This window comes from Tabrizicola sp. (genome assembly GCF_034366665.1).
Taxonomy (GTDB): Bacteria; Pseudomonadota; Alphaproteobacteria; order Rhodobacterales; family Rhodobacteraceae; genus Tabrizicola.
Map to the genome: position 1 here is coordinate 1 of NZ_JAXMMF010000151.1, position 26,773 is coordinate 26,773.

A 26,773-nucleotide genomic window follows, 5' to 3' on the forward strand; every position below is an offset into this window, starting at 1 on the left:
TTCTTCCCTGACAGCGGCTCCTCGTGCGCCTTCGGCTTCTCGTCGCAAGCGAGGAAAAGCCGAAGGCTTCGACGAGCGGCCCGATTCATTCCTTCAACAGCAAGCCCAGCGCCAGCACCGTCATTGCCACGCCCACCAGCACAAGCCCTGGCTGCACCAGCCCGTGCAGGACCAGCTCCCACAGCGCGACCCAGCTGGGGACAAGGTAGGTATAGGCCATCACCTTCGCCGCGGGCAGCCGCAGGGTGGCGTATTGCAGCAGCACGAAGGTCATCGCGCTTGCCGCCACAGCGACATAGACCAGCGTCACCCAGACGATCCCCGGCAGCGCGCGCCAGTCGGTCTCAAGCACTGCAGGCCAGGCGTAAAGCGCCAGCAGAACCGTCCCCGCCAGCATCATCCCGAAAGTGAAGACCACCGCAGGCTCGCCCCGATTCAGCTTCCTTACCAGCGGAGCGTAAGCCGCATGGGCGACGCAACCGACGAAATAGATCATCTCGCCTCGCCCGATCTCCAGCCGCGCCAGCGCGCCAAGGTCGGCCCGGAAGATCACCCACAGTGCGCCGATCCCCCCGATGGCCAGCGCCAGCGCCATCCGCCCGGTCAGGCTTTGGCGCAGAAAGAGCCAGCCGAACCCCGCCGCCATCACCGGCGTCAGCGTGAAAACTGCCGCAGCCGATACCGGAGGCGCGGTCTTCAACCCCTCGAACATCAGCACGAAATAGGCGCCCAGAAGCCCGCCCAGAACCAGATATCGCCAGGGCGCCACCCAGGCGCTGCGCGGGATGCCGGTGGCCAGCGTCGCCGCGGCCCCGACCAGAACTCCTGCCAGGATGAACCGCACCACCGACAACGCGCCAGGGTCAATGTGCGGGGCGGCCAGTACACCCAGCGAGAAGGACCCGGCGACGAGAGCCGAGAATGTCAGCATCGCCAGATGCCCGCGCGCGGACTGCGACAGCCTCGACAGGATCTGGCCGGCCAGCATCAGGCGCAGGATTTCCAGTCCTTCGCGGCGTCCTTGAGATGCGCAAGGAACGCTTGCACCTTGCGGGTCCGGTGCAGGTCGACATGGGTCACGATCCGCAACTGTGACTCCCACTCCGGGCGGGCGGGCAGGATTTCCACCAGATCCGGGTCCTCCTGGGCGCGGAAGCTCATCATGAAACCGATTCCTGCGCCCTGCCGGACCGCCTGTTCCAGGGCTGTGGCTTCCGTTGCGGCATAGGCGATCTGGTCGGGATGCACCGTCGCCCGCAGCCAGCGGTGGAAGGGCGCGCGGGTGACCTCGGCGTCGGTGCAGACGAAACGGTGGCCAGCAAATTCGGCCTCCGACGCCGGGCGGCCGTGGCGGTCCACATAGGCGCGCGAGGCGTAAAGCGCCGCCATCATGCGGGTCAGCGGCTGGACGACATTGTCCGGCTCCTCGGGCCCGTTGCCCGCACGGATCGCCACATGCGCCTCACCATAGTCCAGCCGGAAGACCCGCATGTCGGTCAGGAACCGCACCCGCACATCCGGGAACTTGTCCTGAAAGCTGACCATCACTGGCGTCAGCAGGTCCCCGATCCCCGAGATCGACGTCACCACCAGCTCTCCCGAGACCGTCTCGCCCTGACCCTTGATCCGGCTGACCAGATGCGCGAACTGCTCTTCGGTCGTCTGGGCCACCGCCAGCAGGTCGCGGCCCGATTCCGTCGGCGTGTAGCCCCGCGCATGGCGCTGGAACAGCTTCACCCCCAGGCGTTTCTCCAGAGCATCGATATGTCGGATCACTGTGGCATGGTGGACCCCCAGAACCTCGGCCGCGCCCGAGACGGTGCCCAGTCGCGCCACCTGGAATGCCGTGCGGATTTCGTCCCAGTTTTCCATATGGACTCCATGTGCAATGGCGCACATTAACTCCAGAAACTGGGTGAACGGCAAGCGCCTGGTCTCCCTGATTGTAAGGGCGGACGCGCCCTGATATCGGGATGAAGCAGTACACCGCCGCAAGGAAAGCCATTGGGCAACGCAGTTATCATGTTGCTGGCGGCAGTTGCCCTCGCCGGCTGCTGCCTCACCGGCACGTCGCAAACCAGTCGTTCCACCCGCCCCCAGGTCAGCACCGAAAACTCTGGGCTGGGATTGACCCGGGACCGACAGGAATGCACGGCTGCTCGCAGCGGAGTGCTCTCCCTGTGGCGCGACCAATGCCGCAACCCTCACCTGACCGAAGCACAGCTGCGCGACCGGGCCGAGCCGATTGCGGCGCGCTTCAGTGCCTTGCTCTCGGACAGCGACCTTGCCGCCGAATGCGCGGGCATCGAGACGGGGAAAGGCGGGTTTTCCGACTTTGCCCGGGCCCGGGGCAGGCAACTTGAGAATGCCTGCCTTGACGATCTGGGCTTCCGGCCTGTGTCCCGCCAGTACCAAAGCTGTCGCCAGATCGGGTTCTGACGTCGCGGATTGCCGGATGGTGATCGTGTCGCCCGCCTGCAACCAGCCGTACGGATTGCCGATGGCAGTGCGCCGAAATGCACGGGCGCCACGTGACGTGCAGCGCAGGTTCAATGCTTTTTCGCGCAGCAACCGGGTGAAGCGCGCAGCGTGTTCGAAGGTCGGCCGATCTACGGCCACATCCGGTTTTCCTTCTACGGAGCGACCGACACACGCAAGCGTCCCGGCGGGGCAGTTCGGTGCATTTCCGGCTGGACGACGACGATGCCGTGTCGGTCAACGACATCTCGCGCCTGCGCCACGTCAGCCGGGTGCTTTCACCCTCGACCCACATCACCTTTCCGACCCGGGTCTTCCTGTTTCCCTCGGGGCCCGACGCTCCGGACGGCGTCTCGATGGTCCAGCAGCGCTTTCTCACCGCCATCGGCCTTGCGACCGTCAACGGCAGCGGCTTCCACAAGAACCCCTACCAGATGATGCATGGCAACGTCTGGACCCGCTGGCCCGTGGTGTCCGACCCCGGCTTCCCCTCGCACATCCGGACCCAGCATTTCGACAACGACACCGCCGAACGGCAGGACAAGATCGTCGGAGCCTTGCAGCGCGAGCGTACCAGCCGCCGGGGCAACCGTCACGCCGCCGCCGTAGACCGCGCGCTGGTCCAGGGCTTTCCCTGGATGGACCGCCAGACGCTGGACGGCCTCCTTGCCCGCTGCAACGCGGGGAAAAGCCTGGACGACCGGCCTCCGGTCGGCTGATCCGCCGGCTACGGTCCGCTTGACGCAAGGGTGCCCGCACCGCACTCTGCCTCGCGCGAAATGGAGGCTCAATGCGCGTCAAGGTCGACACCTCGGATCGACTGGTCATCCTGCATCGGCCTGTGACCCTGTCGGTCGTGCTGGGTGGGGTCATTCTGCTCCAGCTTTGCGTCGCTCTCGCCCTTGGCCTTGCAGGGAACTGGTTCGGAACCATCGTGATGCTGCTTGGGGCGCTGGTGGCTGCCCTGCTTGCCGGTGCCCTGATCCGCCGGATCGACCTGATCCTCGACCGTCGCGCGGGTGAGGCGCAGCTGCACAGCGCGACGCTCTTTCGCAAGACCCACACCCGCTGGCCCCTGTCCGACGTGACGGGCGCCCAGGTCCAGCAGGCGTTCAGCCGGAACGGTACCCATACCCACCGCCCCGCGCTTTCCCTGTCCGGGGGGCGCGTCCAACCCTTGACGCCCAACTTTGCCCACGGCACGGCGCCCAACCTTGTCGCCGCCGCCATCAACCGCTGGCTCAAGGGCCGCCGACGCCCGAAGACTTGACTCTGACCCCAGACAGGACTACCCCCGCGCCAATTCCCCGGAGGCAGCAGCTTCCGGTCCCTGCGGCGCATGCCCGGGATCGCCATCCGTCAGCGCGTTGCGCCCACGGGTGTCATTCCGCTTTGCATCGCAGGTTCGCCGCCCCATATCGGGGCAAAGCTACGATGAGGTGACGCGATGTTCGAAAGCCTGTCAGAACGCCTTGGTGGCGTCTTCGACCGTCTGACCAAGGCCGGCGCCCTGTCCGAGGCCGACGTCGTCACCGCGCTCCGCGAGGTTCGCGTGGCCCTGTTGGAGGCTGACGTCTCCCTCCCCGTCGCGCGCGACTTCATCAAGCGCGTCACCGAAAAGGCCACCGGATCGGCGGTGACGAAGTCGATCACCCCCGGCCAGATGGTCGTCAAGATCGTCCATGACGAACTGATCCGCGTGCTGGCCGGTGATGGCGAGCCGGACGCGCTGAAGATCGACAATCCGCCCGCGACGATCCTGATGGTCGGCCTGCAAGGTTCGGGCAAGACCACGACCACGGCGAAGCTGGCCAAACGGCTGAAGGAAAAGCAGGGCAAGAAGGTCCTGCTGGCGTCCCTCGACACCAACCGCCCCGCCGCGATGGAGCAGTTGGCGATCCTGGGCACCCAGATCGGCGTCGACAGCCTGCCAATCGTCAAGGGCGAGACCGCCGTCCAGATCGCCAAGCGCGCCAAGACGCAAGCCAACCTCGGCGGCTATGACGTCGTGTTCCTGGATACCGCCGGACGCCTGCACATCGACGAAGTCCTGATGGACGAAATCCAGGCCGTCCGCGACATCGCCCAACCGCGCGAGACGCTTCTGGTCGTCGACGGTCTGACCGGCCAGGACGCCGTCAACGTCGCCACCGAATTCGACGGCAAGGTCGGCATCTCCGGCGTCGTCCTGACCCGGATGGACGGCGACGGTCGCGGCGGTGCTGCCCTGTCGATGCGCGCTGTCACCGGCAAGCCGATCCGCTTTGTCGGCCTTGGCGAAAAGATGGACGCGATCGAAACCTTCGACGCCGACCGCGTCGCAGGCCGCATCCTTGGCATGGGGGACATTGTCGCCCTCGTCGAACGCGCGCAGGAAACCTTCGAGGCCGAGCAGGCCGAACGCATGGCCAAGCGCTTTGCCAAGGGTCTGTTCAACATGAACGACCTGAAGATGCAGCTTGACCAGATGCTGAAGATGGGCGGGATGCAGGGCCTGATGGGCATGATGCCCGGCATGGGCAAGATGGCCAACCAGGCCGAGGCTGCGGGCCTGAACGACAAGATGCTCCACCACCAGATTGCCCTCATCAACTCGATGACGAAGAAGGAACGCGCGAACCCCGACCTCCTCGCCGCCTCCCGCAAGAAGCGCATCGCCGCTGGCGCTGGCCTTGACGTTGCCGATCTCAACCGCCTCTTGAAACAGCACAAGCAGATGGCGGACATGATGAAGAAGATGGGCAAGGGCGGCATGATGAAGAACATGATCAAGCAGTTCCTTGGCAAAGGCGGCATGCCCGACCCGTCGAAGATGTCTCCCGATCAGCTGGCCGAAATGGCCAAGGGCATGCAACAGGGCGGAGGCATGGGTGGATTCGGCGGCGGGGGCCTCCCCCCCGGCATGGGCGGCCTGCCGCGCGGGATCACCCTGCCTGCGGGCCTGTCTGGGTTGATGAAGAAGAAGTAATGACCCGCCCCGCGTATCAGATCAGCGTGACGATCCCGGTTCTTGAGACCGACCGTCTGCGCTTGCGCGAACCGCGTGAGGCGGACTTTTCCGCCATGCTTGCCTTCAACGACAGCCCCCGCTCCGGCTTTGTCGGGGGCGGGCGCGACCGGCAATGGGTCTGGCGCGGGCTTCTGGCCAACATCGGCCACTGGGTGCTGCGCGGCTACGGTCTTTTCTCCGTCGACACAAAGGCGGGGGAGTTCATCGGCCGCATCGGCATGATCTATCACGACGGCTGGGACGAACCCGAACTTGGCTGGCACCTTTTCGACGGCCACGAAGGCCACGGCTATTGTGTCGAGGCCGCCCGCGCCGCGCGGGGCGACTATCACGCCCGCATCACCTCGGCGCCGGTCATCAGCTACATCGACCCCGCCAACCCGAAGTCCGAGGCCGTCGCCCGCCGCCTTGGCGCGGCACCTGAACGGCAGGCCGTCTTCTTCGACAAGACCATCACTGTCTGGCGCCACCCGGCGCCGGGGGCGCAGGCATGACACCTTTGCAGACAGCAGACGCGCAGCAGACGTCGGAAAGAGGGCATTGATGGACGCTACAACCCGCGCCGCAGCACTGCTGAAGGAACACCGGGCCTCGATCGACCGGCTGGACGCGATCCTGGTCTACACCCTGGCCGAACGGTTCAAGCAGACCCAGGCCGTGGGTCGCCTGAAGGCCGAACACAACCTGCCGCCCTCGGACCCGGACCGTGAGGCGCGGCAGATGGCGCGGCTTGACCAACTGGCACAAGAGGCCGACCTCGACCCCGATCTTGCCAAGAAATTCCTGACCTTCATCATCAGCGAAGTCATCAGGCATCACGAGAAACTACAGAAATAACAACCACGTAGGGTGCGTGACCCGCACCTTCGACCCAAACCCAAGGAGACTATACTATGGCCATGAAAATCCGTCTCGCGCGCGGTGGTTCCAAGAAGCGCCCGTTCTATTCCATCGTCGCCACCGACAGCCGCATGCCGCGCGACGGCCGCTTTCTGGAAAAGCTGGGCACCTACAACCCGCTGCTCGCCAAGGATGACGAAAAGCGCGTCGTCATGAACCTTGACCGCGTGAACCACTGGCTGTCCGAAGGCGCCCAGCCGACCGACCGCGTCGCCCGCTTCCTGGAAGCCGCCGGTGTCCGCCCGAAGGCCACCCGCAACAACGCCAAAGCCGGCACCCCGGGCAAGGCGATGGCCGAGCGTGCCGCCAAGAAGGCCGCCCGCGCTGCCGAGCCGGCTGCCGAAGCCGCGACCGAGTAATCTCATGACCGGCCAGTTCAGCCCCGCCTTCCGGGACGAGCTGGCCGCTCTCATGCGGTGGCGGCGCGATGTGCGCCGCTTCCGCACTGACCCCGTCCCCGAGGACCTGCTCGCCCGTGGCCTGCAGGCCTTCACTCTGGCCCCGTCGGTCGGCCTTAGCGAACCCTGGCGCATCCTGCGGATCGACAGCCCCCAGGCCCGTGCCGCCTGCCTTGCCAATTACCGCGACTGCAACGCCCAGGCCCTTGATGGCTTTGACGGCGACCGCTCTGCGACCTACAGCCGCCTCAAACTCTCCGGCATGGCCGAAGCCCCGGTGCATCTTGCGGTCTTCTGCGACGACGCCACGCCCAAAGGCGCGGGCCTTGGCGCTGCCACCATGCCCGAAACCCGCGCCTATTCCGTCGTCGGTGCGATCACCCACCTCTGGCTTGCCCTGCGTGCCGAAGGCCTTGGCCTGGGCTGGGTCTCGATCCTGGATCAGGACCGCGTGCGGCGCGACCTTGACGTTCCCGCGGGCTGGCGTTTCATCGGATTTCTCTGCATCGGCTGGCCAGAGGAGGATGACACCGTGCCCGAACTGGAAAAAGAAGGCTGGGAAACCCGCGCGCCCGCCCTGCATCTGGAGACCCGCTGAATGTCCGATCTCATCTGTATCGGCGCCATCGCCGGGTCCTTTGGCGTCTCGGGCGAAGTCCGGCTGAAATCCTTCTGCTCCGAACCCGCGGACATCGGCACCTATGGCCCGCTGCTGTCGGAAGATGGCAGCCAAGAATACCACATCACTCTGACCCGCCCCGTCGCGGGGGGGCTTGGTGCCCGGATCAAGGGCGTCAGCACCAAGGAACAGGCCGATGCCCTGCGCGGCACCACGCTGCATGTGCCCCGCGACCGCCTGCCCAGCCTGCCCGATGACGAGTTCTACCACGCCGACCTCATCGGCCTGTCCGCCTATGACCCGGGCGGCGAGCTGATCGGCAAGGTCAGCGCCGTCTACAACCACGGGGCGGGGGATATCCTCGAAATATCCGGCAGCCGTCATAAATCGGCCCTGCTTTTGCCCTTTACCCTAGCAATCGTACCCAATGTCGACTTGGCCGCAGGCCGCCTGATCGTCGACGTGCCAGACGAAGACGAGTGATCGGGCCACCACGGCGACGGTGGCATGCAGGGAAGGGATTAGGTCGTGCTGACACGCATGCGCCTTGTGAAGGGCATTGCAGCCTTGCTTTACATCGGCCCGTTGCTTGCGGGCCTCTGCGGCTTTGGCTGGAGCATGGTGTTCTCCTTCACCGCGATCTTTGTCGTCTGGCTGATGGTGCTGCGCCCCGAACAATGGCCTTCAACCCCGGCTGAATGGCTGACGGGACAGGCATGGCTTGCGGCCCTGGCGCAGGTGCTGTCGCAGCTTCTCTTGGTCGGTGTCCTGTTCGGGATCGGCCGGGGGCTTGGCGGGCTGGCGGATATCGGGACGGTGGACCTTGACCCGATGTTGCCGCTGTCGGTCTCCTTCCTGGCCATACCCCTCTGCCGGATGCTGTGGGACGCGCGCGAGGCGGCAAGCCAGGGCTATTTCCTGGATGACGAGGCCGAGGCGGCGCATTCCGGCAATGCCGCCGGTGTCGCCGCGTCCGCGATCATCCCGCTTCTGAACCTGCCCGACACTGCCCCCGATGCCGCAGCCACCGCTGCCGTGGCCGAAGCGCTGGATGTCCCCGCCGCCGACCTGCGGCTGAATGCCCTGACAGCGGCGCTGGCCAATCCCAGCCGCAGCCACGAAGCCCTGCGCCGGGCGCTGGTGTTCTGGGCGACCGAGCCCGAGATTGTCGCCCCCGGCCAGGTCGCGGAAAGCATGGCCAACGCCTTTGACATCGCCAATGGCAACCTTGACCTTCTGCGGCTTTACGTGCCCCGCGCGATGGCGCTGATCTCCGCCTTCCCGACCCGCGCCAGCGATTTCCCCGAGCCGGGCCGCTTGCGCGCGGTGGCCGACAACCTGCCCGCATCGGACCTTCCCGCCCATGTCCAGGCCGATCTCAGCGATGGGCTGCGGGCGCTTGCCCGGTCTGTCGAAGCGGCACTTGGTCCCCGGCCTGTGTCCGTCGTCCCCGATGCGCCGCTGCGCGCCAAATCGACCCCCCGCACAGCCTGATCCGGGGCTTTCCTGCGCGGGGCTTTCGCGCTAAGCCCGACCCATGTCCGACACTCCGAAAAGCCACGGTCGCCTCTCGATCCAAGCCAGCCTGCAGCCCCGCGACCTGCTGGAGGAACCGCGCGTGGTCAAAGGCGCGTTCCGGGCCAAGATCATCACGCTTTTCCCCGATGCTTTTCCCGGCACCCTGGGCCTTTCGTTGACCGGCAAGGCGCTGGACTTCGGCCTGTGGCAGCTGGAAACTTTGGACCTGCGCACCTTTGGCGAGGGCAAGCACCGCAACGTCGACGATACCCCCGCTGGCGGCGGCGCGGGCATGGTCCTGCGCGCTGATGTGGTCGACGCGGCCTTCCGTCAGGCCCGCATCGGCACCCCCATCGACCGCGCCCGGTGGCCCGTGATCTACCTCTCCCCCCGCGGCGCGCCCTTCACGCAAAGCACCGCCCACCGCCTGGCGCAGGCCGAGGGCCTGACGATGCTTTGCGGCCGGTTCGAGGGCGTCGACCAGCGCGTCCTTGATCACCATCAGGTCGAGGAAATCAGCCTTGGCGACTTTGTCCTGACGGGGGGCGAGATCGCCGCGCAAGCCATCCTCGACGCCACCGTCCGCCTGATCCCCGGCGTCCTTGGCAACGCTGCGTCCACCGAGGAGGAAAGCTTCTCCGACGGCCTCCTGGAACACCCGCACTACACCCGCCCCGCCGTGTGGGAGGGGCAAGAGATCCCTGCCGTCCTGCAATCCGGCAACCACGCCGAAATCGCCAGATGGCGCCGCGCGCAGGCCGAGGCGCTGACCCGCGAGCGCAGGCAAGACCTGTGGGAAGCGCATCAGCGGCGGAAGTGACGGCTTCAGCTTACCCTAGGATAGTGTGACTTCTCATCGCGCCCAGTCAGGCAGAATATCCACCTCAAATTCAGGGTCTCTGCAAAACTCCAAGGCCCGGGTATCCACTATCACTTCGCGGTCCGGAAATTTGGGGTGCGGCCCCTTTCCTTCACCCCTGATAATCGGTTTGTACCAGTATTGCAGCACGCGAACGGGCACACTGTTCATCGACGCCCCAGAACTGCAGCATTTTACGTTCGGCGGATCGCCATAATGCAACCGGCGGTCGGCAATCAGATCGGCGATCGCCGTCGCGTACTTCCGCTCGCCATCCCGGAGCCTGTCGTTTGCATTGATCTCGGAAAATGCCACCTGAAACTCCCGTTCGCAGGCCTGGCACTGGATCAGGACGAGAGCAGCCTCCTTGGCATAGAAAAACGCAAGCTTATTCGGCGAAAAATCGCAGTATCTGGGAACTGCTCGCTCATCGAACCACCTGGGTGGCTCGGTCATCCGTTCCAGAATATCGCCGTAGTGTGTGTGCATGTCCTTCTCCACCTTGCGCCAGACTGCGCAGTCTCTTGAACACGTTACAAGCCCGCAGTCCCTGCGCCCCTTGACCGGCCTCCCCCTTCCCCCTATACGCGCCCAGTCCGGGGTCACAAACCCATCGGACCCGATTCCCTTTGCCTGCCTGCCTTCTTCTGCAGGGTCATCGCACGGGGCGCGGACATCACAAAAGCAGGCGCCACCTGCGGCGGGCTTCTTGCGCAAGCAAGCGGGACCCGGACGAAGACCGGAAGCTCTGGCGCGGCATCACCTCTGCGGCAAACCGCAGGCAAAATGGAGACAGCGCATGAACCTCATCGCGCAGATCGAGGCGGAGCAGATCGCTTCCCTTGGCAAGACCATCCCGGACTTCAAGGCCGGCGACACCATCCGTGTCGGCTATAAAGTGACTGAAGGCACCCGCAGCCGTGTGCAGGCCTACGAAGGCGTCTGCATTGGCCGCAAGGGCGGCGCCACCATCGCCGCGTCGTTCACTGTCCGCAAGATTTCCTTCGGCGAAGGCGTGGAACGTGTGTTCCCGCTGTATTCCACCAACATCGACAGCATCGAGGTCGTGCGCCGCGGCAAGGTTCGTCGCGCCAAGCTGTACTACCTCCGTGACCGTCGCGGCAAATCGGCCCGTATCGCCGAGGACACCACCTACAAAGCCAAAGCCGAATAAGGAGCGGGATGATGAAAGCCGATACCCACCCCGAATACCACACCATCACCATCAAGATGACCGACGGCTCGACCTACGAGACCCGGTCGACCTGGGGCAAGCCGGGCGACCAGATGTCGCTCGACATCGACCCGCTGGCCCACCCGGCCTGGACCGGCCAGTCGGCCAAGCTGATGGACACCGGCGGCCGCGTGACGAAGTTCAAGAACAAGTACGCCGGCCTGGGCTTCTGATCCACGCCGAAACGGACCCGCGAACGCCGCCCCTTACCGGGCGGCGTTCTGCATTTGGAACATCTCGCAGTCACACCGGTTCCCCCCGCTCACCTTTGCAAGCGAGGACCCAATGCAGCACAACGAAGCCACCCGCGCCCTCTTCATCACCGGCCTGCGCAACGCCCATGCGATGGAAAACCAGGCCCTGTCGGTGATCGACGCCCAGCTTGGCCGGCTGGAAAGCTACCCCGAAATGATCGCCATGCTGCAACAGCACCGGCGCGAGACCGAAGGCCAGATCGCCCGTCTGGACCAGATTTTCCTGGGCCTGGGTGAAAGCGCCTCGACCCTGAAGGACACCGTCCTGTCCGCGATGGGCTCGATGCAGGCGATGGGCCACGCGCTCGCCGGGGACGAGATCCTGAAGAACCACATGGCCGACTACATGTTCGAGCATTTCGAGATCGCCGCCTACACCTCGCTCATCACGATGGCGCAGGCGATGGGCCACACCTCGGCTCTGCCGCTTCTTCAGCAGAACCTGGACGAGGAACAGCGCTTCCAGCAGATGCTGATCGAAAGCCTGCCGCGCGTGACCGAGCAGTTCCTGTCGCGCATCGCCAGCGGCCAGAAGGCGGACGTCTGACCGACGCCGCTTCGGCGAAAACCCGCTTTCCCCTGCCCGGCTCCCCGCATAGAAAGCGCCGGGACGCAGGGCAGGGGACAGCATGGCGCGGATCATCGTCGTCGGGAACGAAAAGGGCGGCTCGGGCAAGTCCACCACCTGCATGCACGTCGCCACCGCCCTGTCCCGGATGGGCCAGAAGGTCGGTGCGCTGGACCTGGACCTGCGCCAGAAAAGCTTTGGCCGTTATATCGAGAACCGTCGCGCCTATCTGGCCCAGAGCGGCCTTGACCTGCCCACCCCCGACTACCGCGAGCTGCCCGAGGCCGACCCCGGCAGCGCCGAGAATGCCCAGGACCAGCGCCTGACCCGCGCGATCGAGGCGATGCATACCGACAAGGACTATATCGTCATCGACTGCCCCGGCAGCCACACGCGGCTGTCGCAGGTCGCGCATACCTTGGCCGACACCCTGATCACGCCCCTTAACGACAGCTTCGTCGACTTCGACCTCCTGGCGCGTGTCGACGGGCTGACCGGCAAGATCAAGGGGCCGTCGATCTATTCCGAGATGGTCTGGGGCGCGCGGCAGATGCGGGCAGAGGCCAAGTTGCAGCCGATCGACTGGATCGTCGTCCGCAACCGGCTTGGCGCGCAGCAGATGCACAACAAGAAAAAGGTCGGCGCGGCTTTGGAGGAACTGTCCCGCCGCATCGGCTTTCGCGTCCTCAGCGGCTTTTCCGAACGGGTGGTGTTCCGCGAACTGTTCCCGCGTGGCCTGACGCTTCTGGACCTGAAGGATACCGGCGTCGATCAGCTGAACCTGTCGAACATCGCTGCCCGGCAGGAACTGCGCGACCTGATGGCTGGCCTCAGGCTCCCGTCTCTTCAGATCGGTTTTTGAACACCGGGCCGCCAAGGCCGATATGGTTCACGATCCGGTTCCGGTTGACCTTCTTCAGGCGCTTGTCGAACGTCGTCTCTTCATCGGCCTTGCGGACGCGCCCAAGGCCAATCTTCTTCAGCAGCTTGATCGTCTTTTTCATTGGGGCCGTCCTTTCGGTCATACCCTTTTGTCCTGCGGAAGCGGGGCAGGACTATGGCAGCTTAGGGCAATTACCGAGTCGGGCATGCGCTCATTTGGCGACAATCCGTGTCCGATTCCGCCACACAATTTAAGCGTGTATAAACACTTACAGGGCTCGCCCGCCCAGCCAGTCCGCCCAGGCGCGCTTTGATCCGGCGAAGACGTTGATGTCCACCCGCCCCGCGATCCCCGGCACCAGCCCGGTCGAGGTATACTGCCAGAAGGTCCAGGCCTTGCCATCATAAACCCCGTGCGGATGGTCCGCGACCGAGCGCAGCCAGAACTCCACCCCCTGCAGCCGCCACAGCTCGGTGTCCTGAAAGAAGTCCACCGTGGTATAGATCATCGGGCGCTGGCCGTAGTGCCGTTCCAGGATGTCCAGGAAGATGCGTGCCTCTTGCCGGATCGTCGCCCCATCGCGGCGGGTCGTGCAGGTAGGGCTGAACGGGGTCCATTCCATGTCCAGGACCGGGGGCAGGGCGCCCGGCGTGCGCGGCACATGCCGGATGAACCAGCGCGCCTGCTCGGCCGCCGGGCGGCAAAGGTAGAAGAAGTGGTAGGCCCCCCGCCGGACCCCCGCAGCCCCAGCGCCGCGCCAGTGGCTGTCGAACATCGGGTCCACCATGTCGCCGCCCTCGGTCGCCTTGATGAAGGCGAAGTTCACCCCATTGGCCCGCGCCGTCTGCCAGTCCACCTGGGTCTGGAACCGCGACAGGTCGATCCCGTGCACCGGATAGCGGTCCGGCGACCGGCCCGGCCAGTCGGTCGGATCGCTGTCCCGGAAGTTCGAGCTGGTGACCGAGACCTCCAGCGCCTCGGGCGAGGCTTCGTGGCGGGCCTGACCACAGGCGGCAAGGACGACAAGAAACAGGAGGAGGGATATGCTGCGGATCATGGCCGCAGCCTGCCGTGCCAGGACGCGACTGTCACCCCGGAATTCGGGACCGCGACGGGCCGCAAGCCCCGATGCGCAACGTTCCGCGCAAGCGAGTCAGGCTGCGGCGAGTTCGTCCCAGCAGGCCAGCGCGTGGCCAGCATACATCAGCCCAGGCCCGCCGCCCATCTGGATTGCCATCGCCAGCACGTCACCAAGTTCCTCGCGCGTGGCCCCGGCCTTCATCAGTGCCTCGACGTGAAAGTTGATGCAGGGCTCGCAGCGCAGGATGACCGACATTCCCAGCGCGACGAACTCCTTCTCCTTCAAACCCAGGGGGCCGCTTTCCTTGACCCCCTTGGACAGCGCGCCAAAGCCTTTCGCGGCCTCGGGGACCAGCGCGTTCAGCGCGCGCAACTCCTTGCGCATCTCGGAAATCCTGTCGGCGTAACGCGTGTCGGGCATTGGGGCCTCCTTGACTGGCCCCCTTGATCGCACCCCGTCCGGCCTGCCGCGTTGACTTGCGTCAACCGAACCGGGACGGCGACAGCTGCGCGACCAGCCCCGCGTCCAGCTCTGGCACCCGCCCCCCGATCAGGTCCGCCGCCAGCAGGCTGGCCGCTGCACTGGTCTGGAAACCGTAGCCGCCCTGTCCCGCAAGCCAGAAGAACGTGGGCTCCCGCGCGTCCGGCCCGATCACCAGCACCCGGTCCGGCGAGAAGGTGCGCAGCCCCGCCCAGCTGGCCAAAAGCCGCGTCACCGGCTCGGTCACCATCTCCTCGTACCGCGCCAGCCCCTCGGCCAGAACCATATCGTCGGCCCAGGCGTCATGCGGCTCCATCAGGTGTTCTTCGGCAGGCGAGACGATCAGCGCGCCCGCGTCAGGCTTGGCATACCAGTCCTCACCCGGCCCGAACATCATCGGCCATTTGCTGACATCATGCCCGCCCGGAGCCGGTATCCGCGCCATCGACCTGCGGTACGGAGTGAACCCCAAAGGCCGCACCCCCGCCATGACCGCAACCTGATCCACCCAGGCCCCCGCCGCATTGACCACCATCCGCGCGGTGAAGTCCCCCGCTGACGAGGTCACGCGCCAGCCCGAGCCCTCCTTGGCAATCGCCGTCACCCGCGCCTTGGTCAGCACCTTCGCCCCGCGCCCCTTGGCGTCCCGCGCGAAGCCCTGGACCAGAAGGTCGGTATCCACATCCTCGGCATGGGCGGCATAGCCTGCCATCGCCACTGTCTCGGGGTTCAGGATCGGCACAATGGCTTGCGCTTCCTGGACGCTGATCCGGTCGAAGGCCATGTCCACAAGGTCATGCTCGAAAGCCTCGATCCCGTCCGCTTTGCCCACCAGCAAAAGCCCACGCGGCGACAGAACCCCCGGCACGCTGCGGAAATAGGCCTCTGACGCCATCGACAGCCCCACCACCGCAGGCGCGCCATAGCGCGGCTCGAACAGGGCCGCCGACCGACCCGAGGCATGGTGCGCCAGCGCCTCCTCGGCCTCCAGCACGATGACCGATCCCAGCTCTGACATCCGCGCCGCCGCCGAGATCCCTGCGATCCCGCCCCCGATGATCAGAAAGTCCGCGTCCATTCCTGCCTCCCGCTCTGCCCGCCCGTCAAACCACTCCCGCCCGCCGGTTTCAACCCGGTCCCTCTTCCGTGCGGTCGGTTGCGGGCGGCGGCGTTGGCACCAGCGCGGCCACCGCAGCATACAGCGCCGGGTCCAGCCGCACGCCCGCAGCCGCCAGCGCAGGCGCAAGCTGCGCTGCGTCGCGGGCCGAGACGATGGGCACCACCCGCGCCGGATGCGCCATGACCCAGGCCACCGCGAGTGTCACCGGATGCAGCCCCGCCTCGGCCGCCAGCCCCGTGAAACCTGCGTCCACCCCCTCCGGCACCCCGGCATAGCGCCGGGCGTAGCGCGCATCCGCTGTCAGCCGCCCTTGACCCCCCGCCACATACTTGCCCGACAACAGCCCCGCCCCCAGCGGTGAATAGCCATAGACCGCCAGCCCCTGATCCATCGCCATCGGCAAAAGCTCGACCTCGGCCTGCCGCTTCACCGCCGAATACATCGGCTGGATCGCGTCGATCCGCCCGCCTATCACCGCGGCAATCCCTTGGGCCTTCATCACCTGCCAGGCGGCAAGGTTTGACAGCCCGATGCGCCGCACCAGCCCCTGCCGTTTGAACCCGACCAGAGTCGCCACCGTCTCGTCCAGCGAGGTGTCCGGATCGAAGCGGTGCAGGTAGAGAAGGTCCACCGGCATCCCCAGCCGGTCCAGGCTTTCCGCCAGTTGAGCCGTCAGGTTCGCCCGCCCCGCGCCCCCGGTGTAGCCCGCCTTGGTCGCGACCCGCACGCCCTCGACCCCGCGCAAGATGTCGCCCAGCATCCGCTCGGACGCGCCGCCGGCATAGCCATGCGCCGTGTCGAAATCGCGCAGCCCGGCGGCCAGGCAAGCCTCGACCATCGTCGCCGCCGCGCGAGCGTCGGCCGTGGTGCCGAACTGCATGGCCCCGAAGGCCAGTCCTTGGGAAATGTCCGTCATGGCGGCACCCTGCCACGGCCACCCGCCAACGAAAAGGCCCGCCGAAGCGAGCCTTTGGTCACCGGCAAGGCCGATGGATCACTGCGGAATGTCGCCGACGATGCCTTCGACGTAGAAGTTCATCCCCAGCAGGTCCCCGTCCGGAGCCGTCGCGCCCTCGGCCAGCCAGGCACTGCCGTCCTGCTTGTTGATCGGCCCGGTGAACGGGTGATAGGTCCCCGCCGCGATGGCATCGCGCAGCGCCTCGGCTTCGGCCTTCACTTCCGCCGGAACCGCAGCCGTGATCTCGCCGATCTCGACCTCACCACCCGCGATGCCTTCCCAGGCGTCCGCCTGGGCGTAGGTCCCGTCCAGAAGCGCGCCGACGCGCTTCACATAATAGGGCGCCCAGTTGTCGATGATCGACGAGACCCGCGGCCCGTCCTTGTATTCCGCCATGTCCGACGCCTGACCGAAGCCGATCACCGCGCCGTTGGTCTTGGCAGCCTCGGCCAGCGGAGCGGTCGAGTCGGTGTGCGACGCGATCACGTCCACGCCCTGGTCGATCAGCGCCTTGGCGGCGTCAGCCTCTTTGGCCGGGTCGAACCAGGTGAAGGCCCAGACGATGGACAGTTCCACGTTCGGGTTGGCCTTCTTGGCATGCAGGTAATAGCTGTTGATCCCCATGATCACTTCCGGGATCGGGAAGGACGCGATGTAGCCGATCTTGTTCGACTTGGTCATCTTGCCCGCGATGTGGCCCTGCACCGCCCGGCCTTCATAGAAGCGCGCGTTGTAGGTCGAGACGTTCGGATGCTCGCGCTTGAAGCCGGTGGCATGTTCGAACTTCACGTCCGGGAACTTGGCCGCGACGGCATTGGTCGGGTCCATGAAGCCGAAGGACGTGGTGAAGATGATGTTGCAGCCGCCCAGCGCCATCTGGGTCAGCACCCGCTCGGCGTCCGCACCTTCGGGCACGTTTTCCTGCCACTGGATCTCGACCTTGTCGCCGAACTCTGCCTGCACGGCCAGCGCGCCCTCGTGGTGCTGGAAGGTCCAGCCGCCATCGCCGATCGGGCCGACATAGACGAAGCAGGCCTTCACCTTGTCCATGCCCTGCGCGAAGGTCGCGCCCGAGGCCAGCAGCAGCCCCATCGCAGCGGTTGCAAGCAAGTTTCTACGTTTCATTCCAGTTCTCCCCGTATAGGCGATGCCATTCCCTGCACCGCAGTCATGAGCCTCAGCGCGAGGCGTGAAAGTTTTGGCCCAACGCGGCCGGAGCGCCATTGGCCTTGCGCCCCGCCGACATGATCACCAGCACAAGGATGGTTATCAGATAGGGAGCCATCGACAAGTACTCGACCGGGATGCCGCTGCCCGCGACCTGCAGGTTCAACTGCAAGACAGTGATCCCGCCGAAAAGATAAGCACCGATTAACACGCGCCAGGGTTTCCAGCTGGCGAAGACGACGATGGCCAGCGCGATCCAGCCCGCGCCTGCCGTGATCCCGTCGACCCACTGGGGCACCCGCGCAAGGCTGATATAGGCCCCGCCCATCCCCGCCATCGCCCCGCCAAAGGCGATGCACATCAGACGGATGCGGTTGACCTTGTAGCCCAGCGCATGCGCGGCCTCGTGGCTTTCGCCGACCGCCCGGACGATCAGGCCGATCCGCGTGGACTTCAGAACCCACCACAACACCGCCGTCATAAGGATGCTGAAATAGACCATCCAGTCATGGCCGAACAGGATCGGGCCGACCACCGGCAGCTCCGCCAGCGTGTCCGGCAGAAGCTGTTCGGTCGGCGGCGGCTTGATCCCGTTGTAACCCTGCCCGCCAAGGGAACTGACCCCCAGCCCGAACAGCGTCAGCGCCAGCCCCGTCGCTACCTGGTTCGCCAGGAACACCTGCGTCAGCAGCGCAAAGATCAGGCTCAGAAGCGCCCCGCAAGCCGCCCCCCCGATGAACCCCAGCACCGGGCTTCCCGTCTGGACCGCCACGATGAACCCGCCCAGCGCGCCGATGACCATCATCCCCTCGACCCCGAGGTTGAGGACACCCGCCCGCTCCACCACCGTCTCGCCCAAGGCCGCCAGCAGGATCGGCACCGCCGAAGCCATGAGCGTCGCGATCAGGATGACCGGATTGATTCCACCCAAGAAGTCCATCAATGCGCCCCCACAGCCAGCCGGAACCGATAGTTCGTCAGCACATCCACCGCCAGAAGGAAGAACAGCAGCATCCCCTGGAACACCTGGATCGCCGCATCCGGCAGGCCCAGGTTGGTGGATGCCATCTCGCCCCCCACATAGGTCAGCGCCATCAGGAACCCCGCCAGCACGATCCCCAGCGGATTGAGGCGCCCCAGGAACGCCACGATGATCGCCGTGAACCCGTAGCCGGTGTTGAAGTCGATGCTGATCTGCCCCGCCGGCCCCGTGACCTCGAACATCCCCGCCAGCCCCGCCAGCGCGCCCGAGATCCCCATGCACATAACCACCAGCCGCGCCGGGTTCACCCCGTGGAACCGCGCCGCCCGTGGCGCCTGCCCCGCCAACCGAATCTGGAACCCCGCCTGATGCCGCGTCAGCAGGACATAGGCCAGCACCGCCGTCACCAGCGCCGCAACCCCGCCCCAGTGCAGGCCCAAGGGCTCATACAGAAACCCGTTCTGCGCCGCCGGGTAGCTGGAGAAATTCCGGCTCCCGGGAAACCCCATCCCCTCGGGGTTCTTCAAAAACCCGGTGGAGGCCTTGGCCAGGATCGTCTCGGCCACATAGACCAGCATCAACGACACAAGGATTTCGTTCGTGTTGAACCGCGTCTTCAGGATCGCCGGGATCATCGCCCAGGCCCAGCCACCGAAGGCCCCGGCGACGATCATCACCGGAAAGATCCAGCGGCTTTCCGTCGGAAACACCGCCAACCCCAGCCCGGCACCGACGATGGCGCCCATGATGTACTGGCCCTCGGCCCCGATGTTCCAGATCCCCGCCCGGAACCCCAATGCCAACCCGATGGCAATCAGGATCAACGGCCCCGCCTTCACCAGCAACTGCCCGCGCAGGTAAAAGGCGAACTCGCCGAACAATGGGTCCCAGAAGATCGTCCGGATCACCTCGAACGGGTTCTTCCCCATCGCGGCAAACAGGATGCCGCCCGCGATCATCGTCAGGATCACCGCCACGGGCGGCGTCGCATAAAGCCAGAACTTGCTGGGGGTCGGACGCTTCTCAAGCCTGAACACGAAGCATCCCTTTCATACTGGTGAAAATATCCCGGGGGTGTGGGGGCTGGCCCCCACTGCAACGCTGCCGCAAAAGATCACGCCACATGATGCGCGACCTCCATGCCATGAGCGCCACCCATCATCAGCCCGATCTCGTCCATCGTCAGGCCCTCCGTCGGCCGGGGCTTGGTCAACCGCCCCTCGTTCAGCACCGCAAAGCTGTCCGACACCTCCAGCAATTCATCCAGGTCCTGCGAAATCACCACCACGGCCGCGCCTTCACCGGCCCGGTCCAGGATCGACTGCCGGATCTGCGCCGCCGCCGCCGCATCCACGCCCCAGGTCGGCTGGTTGATGACGATGACCGAAGCCCCCTGCATCAGCTCACGCCCCATCAGGAACTTCTGCAAGTTCCCCCCCGACAAGGCCCGCGCCGCCACATCCGGCCCAGGAGTCCGCACGTCATAGGCCGCGATGATCTCCTCGGCGAACTTCCTTGTCCCCGCCCAGTCGACAAACCCGTTCTTCGTCAGCCCTTTGCGCACCCCCGCGGTCAGAAACGCATTTTCCACCAGCGACATATCCGGAGCCGCCGCGTGCCCGTAGCGATCCTCCGGTGCTGCCACCAACCCCGCGCGCCGCCGCTCCACCGGCCCCAGATCACCCACCGGCTGGCTCAGGATGCGCACCTTGTCCGCCGATGACTTCAACTCTCCCGACAACGCGAGCAAAAGCTCATCTTGCCCATTCCCCGCAACCCCGGCGATGCCCAGAACCTCGCCCTTCGCCACCGTGAACGACACACCCTTCAGCGAGGTCCCGAACGGAATCGGCGACGCCACGGACAGGTCCGAAACCCCCAGCGCCACCTCGCCTTTGGCGCCCAACCGCCGCTCCGGCGTCTTCAGCGCCTGGCCGACCATCAGCTCCGCCATCTCCCGCGCCGTCCGCTCGCGCGGAGTGCAGGTCGCCACCACCTTCCCCCGCCGCAGGATCGTCGCCTCGTCGCACAGCGTTTTGATCTCCTCAAGCTTGTGGGAAATATACAGGATCGCCGTCCCCTCGCTGGACAACTGCCGCAGCGTCCGGAACAAAATCTCCACCTCCTGCGGCGTCAGCACGGATGTCGGCTCGTCCATGATCAACAGCTTCGGGTCCTGCAACAGACACCGGATGATCTCCACCCGCTGCCGCTCCCCCGCGCTCAGGTCCCCCACCATCCGCGACGGGTCCAGCGGCAGCCCATACTCCTCCGACACCGCCCGGATCTTCGCCGCCAACTCCCGCATGGCCGGAGGGTTCTCCATCCCCAAGGCCACGTTCTCCGCCACGTTCAGCGCCTCGAAGAGGCTGAAGTGCTGGAACACCATCGCCACCCCCAGCCGCCGCGCCTCGGCCGGCTTGCCCGGCTGATACCCCGCCCCCCGCAGCGTCATCGACCCGCTGTCCGGCCGCACCAGCCCGTAGATCATCTTGACCAGCGTCGACTTCCCCGCCCCGTTCTCTCCCAGCAGAGCATGGATCTCCCCTTCCCCAATCGAGAACGAAACATCCGAGTTCGCCACCACCCCAGGATAAGCCTTGGTGATCCCCTCCACCCGCAACAGCTCTGACCTGGTCATGCCCGCTTCTCCCCCACCGCCACCTTCGGCGCCCGCAACATCTCCGCCACCACACCCACCGCAATCGCCTGCGGATGCTTGCCCAAGGACGGGTCCCCAATCGGACACCTGATCCGCCCGATCTCCGCCGCCTCATGCCCCAGCGCCTTCAACCGAGACCGAAACCGCCCCCATTTCGTCGCCGACCCGATCAGCCCCAGCCCCTTGAACCCCCGGTTCAGCAATCGGTGACACAACTCCAGGTCCAGCGCGTGCGAGTAGGTCAGCACCAGATGCTCCGCCCCCAGCGGAGCATGATCCGCCACCAAAGCCGGATCACGCGCCGGAACCACCGTCACCCCCTCCGGCACTCCTATAGGAAACCGCTCCGCCGAGACGTCCACCCAGGTCACCGCAATCCCCGGCAGGGGGGCCAAGACGGACACCAAAGCCCGCCCGACATGCCCCGCGCCCCAGACCCAGACCTGCCGCTCCGCCTCCAGGATCGGCTCCACCAGCCACCCCGCCACCAGGCCCGGAGCAGGCCGCACCCCCTGTCCCCGCGCCGCCGCCAGCAGCCGCTTCACCGCCAGCGGCATCTCGCCCGGCCCCCGCGCCACGACGCCCGCCACAGCCTCCGGCACCACCGCGAACAGCTCCGTCCACAGCACCACCGCCCCACCGCAGCACTGCCCCAGCGACGGCCCCAAAGCCACCCGCTCGACAAAAGGCGCAACCAGCCCCCTCTCCCCACCGGGGGAGAGGGTTGGGGTGAGGGGGGCCAACCCCAACACCTCCCGCGCCTTCGCCGCCGCCTCGAACTCCAGCGCCCCGCCGCCAATCGTCCCCGACTGCCCGTCCGCAAAGACCAGCATCGAAGCCCCAACCTCACGCGGCGATGACCCCTCGACCGAGGCAATCACCACCCGCGCCACCCGCCCGTGCGCCGCCAAAGCCGCCGCCAATACCGAAAGGTCAAACACGACGCTCAACCCTCCGCACCGCCATCAGCACCCGCTCCGCCGTCGCCGGAGCATCCAGCGCCGGATACACGCTGCCATCCCCACAAGCCGCCACCGCATCCGACAGCGCATACAGCGCCGAGATCCCCAGCATGAACGGCGGCTCCCCCACCGCCTTCGACTTGCCCACCGAGTCCTCCCGGTTCGCCTTCCCCCACAGCGCCACCCGGAAATCCCGGGGCCGGTCCGAACAGGCCGGGATCTTGTAGGTCGACGGAGCATGCGTCGCCAACCGCCCCTTCCCGTCCCACACCAGCTCCTCCGTCGTCAGCCACCCGGCGCCCTGCACATAGGCCCCCTCGACCTGGCCGATGTCCAAAGCCGGGTTCAGCGAGGTCCCCGTATCATGCAGCAAATCCGCCCGCAAAATCCGGTTCTCCCCGGTCAGCCGGTCAATCACCACCTCCGTCACCGCCGCGCCATAGGCGAAATAATAGAACGGCCGCCCGACCCCCTTCACCCGGTCCCAGATGATCTTCGGCGTCGCATAGTAGCCCGTGGACGACAGCGACACCCGCGCCTGATACGCCCAGGCCACCACCCGCGCCCAGTCATAGACCTCGCCCGCCACGCGCACCGTCCCGTCCAAGAACCGCACGGCAGAAGCCTCCACCTGATGCTTCTCCGCGATGAACTCCGCCAGCCGCCCGCGAATGGTCTCCGCCGCCGCCTTCGCCGCCATCCCGTTCAGGTCACTCCCCGAGGACGCCGCCGTGGCGCTGGTATTCGGCACCTTCCCGGTATCCGTCGCGGTGATCTTCACCACCGACGTATCAACGCCAAACACCGACGCCGTCACCTGCGCGACCTTCTGGAACAGCCCCTGTCCCATCTCGGTCCCGCCGTGGTTCAAGGCAATCGACCCGTCCTGATACACATGCACCAAGGCCCCCGCCTGGTTCAGCCAGGTCAGCGTGAACGAGATCCCGAACTTCACCGGCGTCAGCGCAATCCCCCGCTTCAGCACCGGACTGCGAGAATTCCACTCCGCAATTTCCGCCTTCCGCGCTGCATAACCAGACGTCCGCTCCAGCTCCGCCACCAGTTCATGCCCGATGAAATCCTCCACCGGCATCTGGTACGGCGTCGTCTGCACCCGTACGTCCGCTGCCACGTCATGCGACCCCACCGGCAAAGCCGCCCCGCGCGAGGTCAGGTCCACTTCCCCGGCTTTCGCTCCGCCTTCCGCTTTCATACTGGCCGAAATATCCCCGCCGGAGGCATCCGCCGCCTGCATCCCGCGATAGAAGTTGGCCTTGCGCACCTCCAGCGGCTCCCGCCCCACGACGAAGGCCACATGGTCCATCACCCGCTCGATCCCCACCATCCCCTGCGGCCCGCCAAAGCCCCGATAGGCCGTCGCACTGCAGGTGTTGGTCTTCAGCCGGTGGCTCTCGATCCGCACATGCTGCAGATGATAGCAGTTGTCCGAGTGCAACATCGCCCGGTCCGCCACCGGCAGGCTCAAATCCTGCGACCAGCCACACCGCAACAGATGAGTGAACTCCAGCCCCAGGATGCGGCCCGCGTCGTCCACCCCGGCCCGGTACAAGATCCGCAGATCATGCCGCTTGCCCGTGATGACCATGTCGTCATCCCGGTCATAGCGCATCCGGCACGGCCTCCCCGTCGCCTTCGCCGCCACCGCACAGGCAATCGCCAGGGCATTCCCCTGCGATTCCTTGCCGCCAAACCCCCCGCCCATCCGCCGCACTTCCACCCGCACCGAACTCATCGGCAGATGCAAAGCATGGGCCACCTTGTGCTGCACTTCCGTCGGATGCTGGGTCGAGGAGTGGACGACCATGTCGCCCCCCTCTTGCGGCAGGGCCGCCGCGACTTGGCCCTCAAGATAGAAGTGCTCCTGCCCCCCCACCTCGAACGATCCTTCGACAATCCGAGGCGCGCCCGAAATCGCCCGAGAAGCATCCCCCTTCGCCCAGACCACCGGCCCCTGCTCGAACCGGCTGTTCGCCGCCAGCGCCTCATCGACGGTCAGCAGCGCCGGCAACTCCCGATAGGAAATCTTCCCCAACCGCGCCGCCTTCCGCGCCGCAAGGTGGCTATCGGCCACAACCAGAAACACCGGCTGTCCGACGTAATGCACTGTCCCAACCGCCAGCAGCGGCTCGTCATGGGCCGAGGGAGAGCAATCCGGCATGTCCGGCAAATCCTCCGCCGACAGCACCGCGACCACCCCCGGCGCGGCCCTCACAGCGGACAAGTCCATCCCGGTAATCTCGCCATGCGCGACGGTGGACAACCCGAACGCCAGATGCAGCGCATTGGCCGGAAAAGACAGATCATCAATATACCGCGCCTGCCCGGTCACATGCAGTGGGGCCGCGTCATGCGGCAAAGGTTTCCCCATGCTCATGGTGCAACCTCCAGCACCGACACCGGCACCCCCGACAGGTCATGGAAATACCGCCGCAACAGGTTCTGCGCCGTCAGCATCCGATAGCCTGCACTCGCCCGCATATCGGTCAACGGGGCAAAATCCCCCGCCATCGCCTCCGCCGCCGCGTCCACGTTGGCCTCGGTCCATTCACGGCCCACCAACGCCGCCTCGGCCAGCGAGGCCCGCTTCGGCACCCCCGCCATCCCGCCAAAGGCGATCCGGGCGGACGTCACCACACCCCCCTCAACGGTCACATTGAAGCACCCGCAGACCGCCGAGATATCCTGATCGAACCGCTTCGAAATCTTGTAGCACCGCAACGCGGGCGCATACTCGGGGAACGACACCCCCGCGACGAACTCCCCCGGCCGCCGGTCCTGCTTGCGATACTCCAGGAAAAACGCCTCCAGCGGCATCGCCCGCATCTCGTCCCCCCGCCGCAAATGCAGCGTCGCCCCAAGCGCGATCAAGGCGGGAGGCCCGTCCCCGATGGGCGAGCCATTCGCGATGTTCCCCCCAATCGTCGCCGCATTGCGCACTTGCACGCTGGCATACCGCCGCAAGAGCTCGCCAAACGACGGCAACCGCTCCGCCACCGCCTCGCGCAAAGCCGAGATCGTCACGCAGGCCCCGACATGCAGCTGCCCGCCCTGCACCTCGATCCCCTTCAGATCCTCGACCCCCCCAGGAACGCCACCGGAGCCAACTCCCGCAGCTGCTTGGTCACCCAAAGCCCCACGTCCGTTGCGCCCGCCACCAGCACCGCGTCGGGGTTGGCCAGATACCACGCCGCCAAGGCATCGGAGTCCGACGGCCGGAACACCCCCGCCTCCCCGGCCGCAAAGCCCGCCACCGCCTTCCGGTCCGCCACCATCCACTCCGGCACCGCCTCCCCCGCCGCAGCCTCCGCCGCCCGGACGATTGGCGCATACCCCGTGCACCGGCACAGGTTCCCCGCCAGCTGGTCGTCGTGATCCCTGGCCCCGTTCAGATGCGCCACCGCCATCGAAACCACGAACCCGGGAGTGCAGAACCCGCACTGCGACCCATGATGCGCAACCATCGCCTCCTGCACCGGATGCATCTGACCGTCAGGCCCCGACACCCCCTCCACCGTCCGCACGGCCTTCCCGTGCAGCTGTGGCAGGAACAGGATGCAGGCGTTCAGCGCCTTCGACCCCGAGCCATCCGTCACCATCACGGTGCAGGCCCCGCAGTCGCCCTCGTTGCAGCCTTCCTTTGTCCCGCGCAGGCCACGCACCTCGCGCAGCCAGTCCAAGAGGGTCCGCGTCGGGGCTTCCCCCTCGATGCGAACCGGCGTTCCGTTCAACAGAAACGCTATGCTCATTCGTTTGTCCGCCGCGGTCTCCCCATTCGAGGCAGTCTGCGTGGTCGCCCGATGCGGCGTAAAGCGACCCACGCGCCCCTTGTTCTGGTTATCATTCCATCAAGAAGGCCGAACCGATTCAAGGCAAGAACAAACTATTCGGGAAAACGCGAAGCACTTACGGGATTCTGCCGAAGAATTCACCAGACCCGCCGCGCCGAAGGGCTGACGTTAAGGTAAGGCAATCCCTACTCGAACATTCAAACTACCGCATTTAAACACCCCGCACCGTTAGCATACAAACAAATGGATTTTCCCATGGACTTCGCAACCACTCTCAAATTCGCTCACGTTCTCGCCGCCGTCCTTTGGGTCGGCGGCGGTTTTACCACCATCGTCGCCGGGGTCGTCCTTGCCGGTCGCTCCTCCGCCCAGACCCAGCTTGCCGTGGTGCAGGCCGTCACCCTTCTGGCCCCGCGCCTGTTCATCCCGGCGTCGATCCTGACCCTGGCAACCGGAGTCACCCTCCTTTTCGTCGCCGGCTGGGGCTGGCAGCCCTTCACCGTCCTGGGTCTGGCGGGAGTGATCTTTACCGCAGGCTTCGGCGCCATCATCCTTGGCCCCTCGTGCGAGCGCGCCCTGAAACTGGCCAACACCCACGGGCCCGAGGCTGCAATCCCCTCGGTCCGTCGTGTACAGCGGCTGGCGATGATGGACTACGCTGTCCAGTTCGCCATCGTCTTCCTGATGGTGGTCAAACCCTCGTGGAGCGATTTTGCCGTCTTCGGCGGCATAGGCGCGATCATCACTCTGGCCGCACTGGCTGCCCTGCGCCCGCTGCCGCGTGTGACGATCTAAGGGGTCTTCCCCCAACGCGCCGGGCCGGGTAACCCT

General features: G+C 66.1%; 29 protein-coding genes and 2 pseudogenes. 16 read left to right on the forward strand and 15 right to left on the reverse strand.

The genetic code is table 11. The annotated features are described in order from the left end of the window. Window positions 1-85 precede the first annotated feature (85 nt). Together U1E69_RS20945 and U1E69_RS20950 are read right to left on the reverse strand one after the other, a co-directional pair. A complete protein-coding gene (locus tag U1E69_RS20945) occupies window positions 86-961 on the reverse strand; it encodes a DMT family transporter (protein WP_371133947.1) in 876 nt (291 codons plus the stop codon). A gap of 26 nt (window positions 962-987) precedes the next feature. Beyond that, window positions 988-1,872 carry a LysR family transcriptional regulator gene (locus U1E69_RS20950; protein WP_322246341.1) on the reverse strand — a complete coding sequence of 295 codons (885 nt, stop codon included), beginning with the start codon at window positions 1,870-1,872 and terminating at the stop codon, window positions 988-990. A gap of 297 nt (window positions 1,873-2,169) precedes the next feature. Between U1E69_RS20950 and U1E69_RS20955 the strand changes: the two genes are divergently transcribed. From U1E69_RS20955 to trmD, 11 genes and pseudogenes are all read left to right on the forward strand, one after another. Then, entirely contained in the window at window positions 2,170-2,439 is a 270-nt protein-coding gene (locus tag U1E69_RS20955; protein WP_322246342.1) for a hypothetical protein, read from the forward strand. Window positions 2,440-2,657: 218 nt separating this feature from the next. Beyond that, window positions 2,658-3,197: pseudogene (locus U1E69_RS20960) on the forward strand (glycosyltransferase); the annotation flags it as partial. Window positions 3,198-3,268: 71 nt separating this feature from the next. Next, on the forward strand, window positions 3,269-3,748 hold the full coding sequence (locus U1E69_RS20965) for a hypothetical protein (RefSeq protein ID WP_322246343.1): 480 nt from the start codon (window positions 3,269-3,271) through the stop codon (window positions 3,746-3,748). A gap of 177 nt (window positions 3,749-3,925) precedes the next feature. After that, entirely contained in the window at window positions 3,926-5,446 is a 1,521-nt protein-coding gene (gene ffh / locus U1E69_RS20970) for a signal recognition particle protein (protein WP_322246344.1), read from the forward strand. Continuing rightward, window positions 5,446-5,982: a GNAT family N-acetyltransferase gene (locus tag U1E69_RS20975; protein WP_322246345.1), complete on the forward strand. Its 537-nt coding sequence runs from the start codon at window positions 5,446-5,448 to the stop codon at window positions 5,980-5,982. The genes ffh and U1E69_RS20975 overlap by 1 nt, the downstream gene beginning before the upstream one ends. A 49-nt stretch (window positions 5,983-6,031) precedes the next feature. Further along, window positions 6,032-6,325 carry a chorismate mutase gene (locus U1E69_RS20980; RefSeq protein WP_322246346.1) on the forward strand — a complete coding sequence of 98 codons (294 nt, stop codon included), beginning with the start codon at window positions 6,032-6,034 and terminating at the stop codon, window positions 6,323-6,325. Between the two features lie 56 nt (window positions 6,326-6,381). Next, window positions 6,382-6,747 (forward strand): 30S ribosomal protein S16, encoded by a 366-nt coding sequence (gene rpsP, locus U1E69_RS20985; RefSeq protein ID WP_322246347.1) that lies wholly within the window; start codon window positions 6,382-6,384, stop codon window positions 6,745-6,747. 4 nt (window positions 6,748-6,751) lie between these two features. Continuing rightward, entirely contained in the window at window positions 6,752-7,384 is a 633-nt protein-coding gene (gene bluB, locus U1E69_RS20990; RefSeq protein ID WP_322246348.1) for a 5,6-dimethylbenzimidazole synthase, read from the forward strand. Further along, window positions 7,385-7,888, forward strand: coding sequence for a ribosome maturation factor RimM (gene rimM, locus U1E69_RS20995; protein WP_322246349.1), 504 nt, complete (start codon window positions 7,385-7,387; stop codon window positions 7,886-7,888). A 57-nt stretch (window positions 7,889-7,945) separates the two neighbouring features. After that, a complete protein-coding gene (locus U1E69_RS21000; protein ID WP_322246350.1) occupies window positions 7,946-8,899 on the forward strand; it encodes a hypothetical protein in 954 nt (317 codons plus the stop codon). A 43-nt stretch (window positions 8,900-8,942) separates the two neighbouring features. Then, window positions 8,943-9,743 carry a tRNA (guanosine(37)-N1)-methyltransferase TrmD gene (trmD, locus tag U1E69_RS21005; protein ID WP_322246351.1) on the forward strand — a complete coding sequence of 267 codons (801 nt, stop codon included), beginning with the start codon at window positions 8,943-8,945 and terminating at the stop codon, window positions 9,741-9,743. 33 nt (window positions 9,744-9,776) lie between these two features. On the opposite strand, the gene U1E69_RS21010 is transcribed toward trmD, so the two are convergent. After that, entirely contained in the window at window positions 9,777-10,271 is a 495-nt protein-coding gene (locus tag U1E69_RS21010) for a hypothetical protein (protein ID WP_322246353.1), read from the reverse strand. Between the two features lie 310 nt (window positions 10,272-10,581). Here U1E69_RS21010 and rplS point away from each other — a divergent pair, with 310 nt between their 5' ends. From rplS to U1E69_RS21030, 4 genes are all read left to right on the forward strand, one after another. Next, window positions 10,582-10,956 (forward strand): 50S ribosomal protein L19, encoded by a 375-nt coding sequence (gene rplS, locus U1E69_RS21015; RefSeq protein WP_322246356.1) that lies wholly within the window; start codon window positions 10,582-10,584, stop codon window positions 10,954-10,956. 11 nt (window positions 10,957-10,967) lie between these two features. Next, window positions 10,968-11,189: a 50S ribosomal protein L31 gene (gene rpmE / locus U1E69_RS21020; RefSeq protein ID WP_322246359.1), complete on the forward strand. Its 222-nt coding sequence runs from the start codon at window positions 10,968-10,970 to the stop codon at window positions 11,187-11,189. A 112-nt stretch (window positions 11,190-11,301) separates the two neighbouring features. Beyond that, entirely contained in the window at window positions 11,302-11,817 is a 516-nt protein-coding gene (locus U1E69_RS21025) for a ferritin-like domain-containing protein (RefSeq protein WP_322246361.1), read from the forward strand. An 82-nt stretch (window positions 11,818-11,899) separates the two neighbouring features. Further along, window positions 11,900-12,700 carry a division plane positioning ATPase MipZ gene (locus U1E69_RS21030; RefSeq protein ID WP_322246363.1) on the forward strand — a complete coding sequence of 267 codons (801 nt, stop codon included), beginning with the start codon at window positions 11,900-11,902 and terminating at the stop codon, window positions 12,698-12,700. Here the strand turns inward: U1E69_RS21030 and U1E69_RS21035 are convergent. From U1E69_RS21035 to xdhA, 12 genes and pseudogenes are all read right to left on the reverse strand, one after another. Further along, entirely contained in the window at window positions 12,669-12,842 is a 174-nt protein-coding gene (locus U1E69_RS21035) for a hypothetical protein (protein WP_322246365.1), read from the reverse strand. The two genes, U1E69_RS21030 and U1E69_RS21035, sit on opposite strands and share 32 nt — an antisense overlap. A gap of 147 nt (window positions 12,843-12,989) precedes the next feature. Further along, window positions 12,990-13,778, reverse strand: coding sequence for a GH25 family lysozyme (locus tag U1E69_RS21040; RefSeq protein WP_322246368.1), 789 nt, complete (start codon window positions 13,776-13,778; stop codon window positions 12,990-12,992). A 96-nt stretch (window positions 13,779-13,874) separates the two neighbouring features. After that, a complete protein-coding gene (locus U1E69_RS21045; RefSeq protein ID WP_322246370.1) occupies window positions 13,875-14,222 on the reverse strand; it encodes a carboxymuconolactone decarboxylase family protein in 348 nt (115 codons plus the stop codon). 61 nt (window positions 14,223-14,283) lie between these two features. Continuing rightward, window positions 14,284-15,360: an FAD-binding oxidoreductase gene (locus U1E69_RS21050; RefSeq protein WP_322246372.1), complete on the reverse strand. Its 1,077-nt coding sequence runs from the start codon at window positions 15,358-15,360 to the stop codon at window positions 14,284-14,286. 49 nt (window positions 15,361-15,409) lie between these two features. Continuing rightward, on the reverse strand, window positions 15,410-16,318 hold the full coding sequence (locus tag U1E69_RS21055) for an aldo/keto reductase (protein ID WP_322246374.1): 909 nt from the start codon (window positions 16,316-16,318) through the stop codon (window positions 15,410-15,412). A 78-nt stretch (window positions 16,319-16,396) separates the two neighbouring features. After that, entirely contained in the window at window positions 16,397-17,485 is a 1,089-nt protein-coding gene (locus tag U1E69_RS21060; RefSeq protein ID WP_322246376.1) for a BMP family ABC transporter substrate-binding protein, read from the reverse strand. A gap of 52 nt (window positions 17,486-17,537) precedes the next feature. Further along, complete coding sequence (locus U1E69_RS21065; protein WP_322246377.1) at window positions 17,538-18,467, reverse strand: ABC transporter permease; 930 nt, start codon at window positions 18,465-18,467, stop codon at window positions 17,538-17,540. After that, complete coding sequence (locus U1E69_RS21070) at window positions 18,467-19,546, reverse strand: ABC transporter permease (protein WP_322246379.1); 1,080 nt, start codon at window positions 19,544-19,546, stop codon at window positions 18,467-18,469. The genes U1E69_RS21065 and U1E69_RS21070 overlap by 1 nt, the downstream gene beginning before the upstream one ends. A 77-nt stretch (window positions 19,547-19,623) precedes the next feature. Continuing rightward, window positions 19,624-21,150: an ABC transporter ATP-binding protein gene (locus tag U1E69_RS21075; RefSeq protein ID WP_322246381.1), complete on the reverse strand. Its 1,527-nt coding sequence runs from the start codon at window positions 21,148-21,150 to the stop codon at window positions 19,624-19,626. Then, window positions 21,147-22,112, reverse strand: coding sequence for a xanthine dehydrogenase accessory protein XdhC (gene xdhC / locus U1E69_RS21080; RefSeq protein ID WP_322246383.1), 966 nt, complete (start codon window positions 22,110-22,112; stop codon window positions 21,147-21,149). The genes U1E69_RS21075 and xdhC overlap by 4 nt, the downstream gene beginning before the upstream one ends. Beyond that, entirely contained in the window at window positions 22,105-24,528 is a 2,424-nt protein-coding gene (gene xdhB, locus U1E69_RS21085) for a xanthine dehydrogenase molybdopterin binding subunit (RefSeq protein WP_322246384.1), read from the reverse strand. The genes xdhC and xdhB overlap by 8 nt, the downstream gene beginning before the upstream one ends. Continuing rightward, window positions 24,525-25,900: pseudogene (gene xdhA / locus U1E69_RS21090) on the reverse strand (xanthine dehydrogenase small subunit). The gene xdhB and the pseudogene xdhA overlap by 4 nt, the downstream one beginning before the upstream one ends. Window positions 25,901-26,197: 297 nt before the next feature. Between xdhA and U1E69_RS21095 the strand changes: the two are divergent. Continuing rightward, window positions 26,198-26,737, forward strand: a complete 540-nt coding sequence (locus tag U1E69_RS21095) for a DUF2269 family protein (protein WP_322246386.1) — start codon at window positions 26,198-26,200, stop codon at window positions 26,735-26,737. Window positions 26,738-26,773 lie beyond the last annotated feature (36 nt).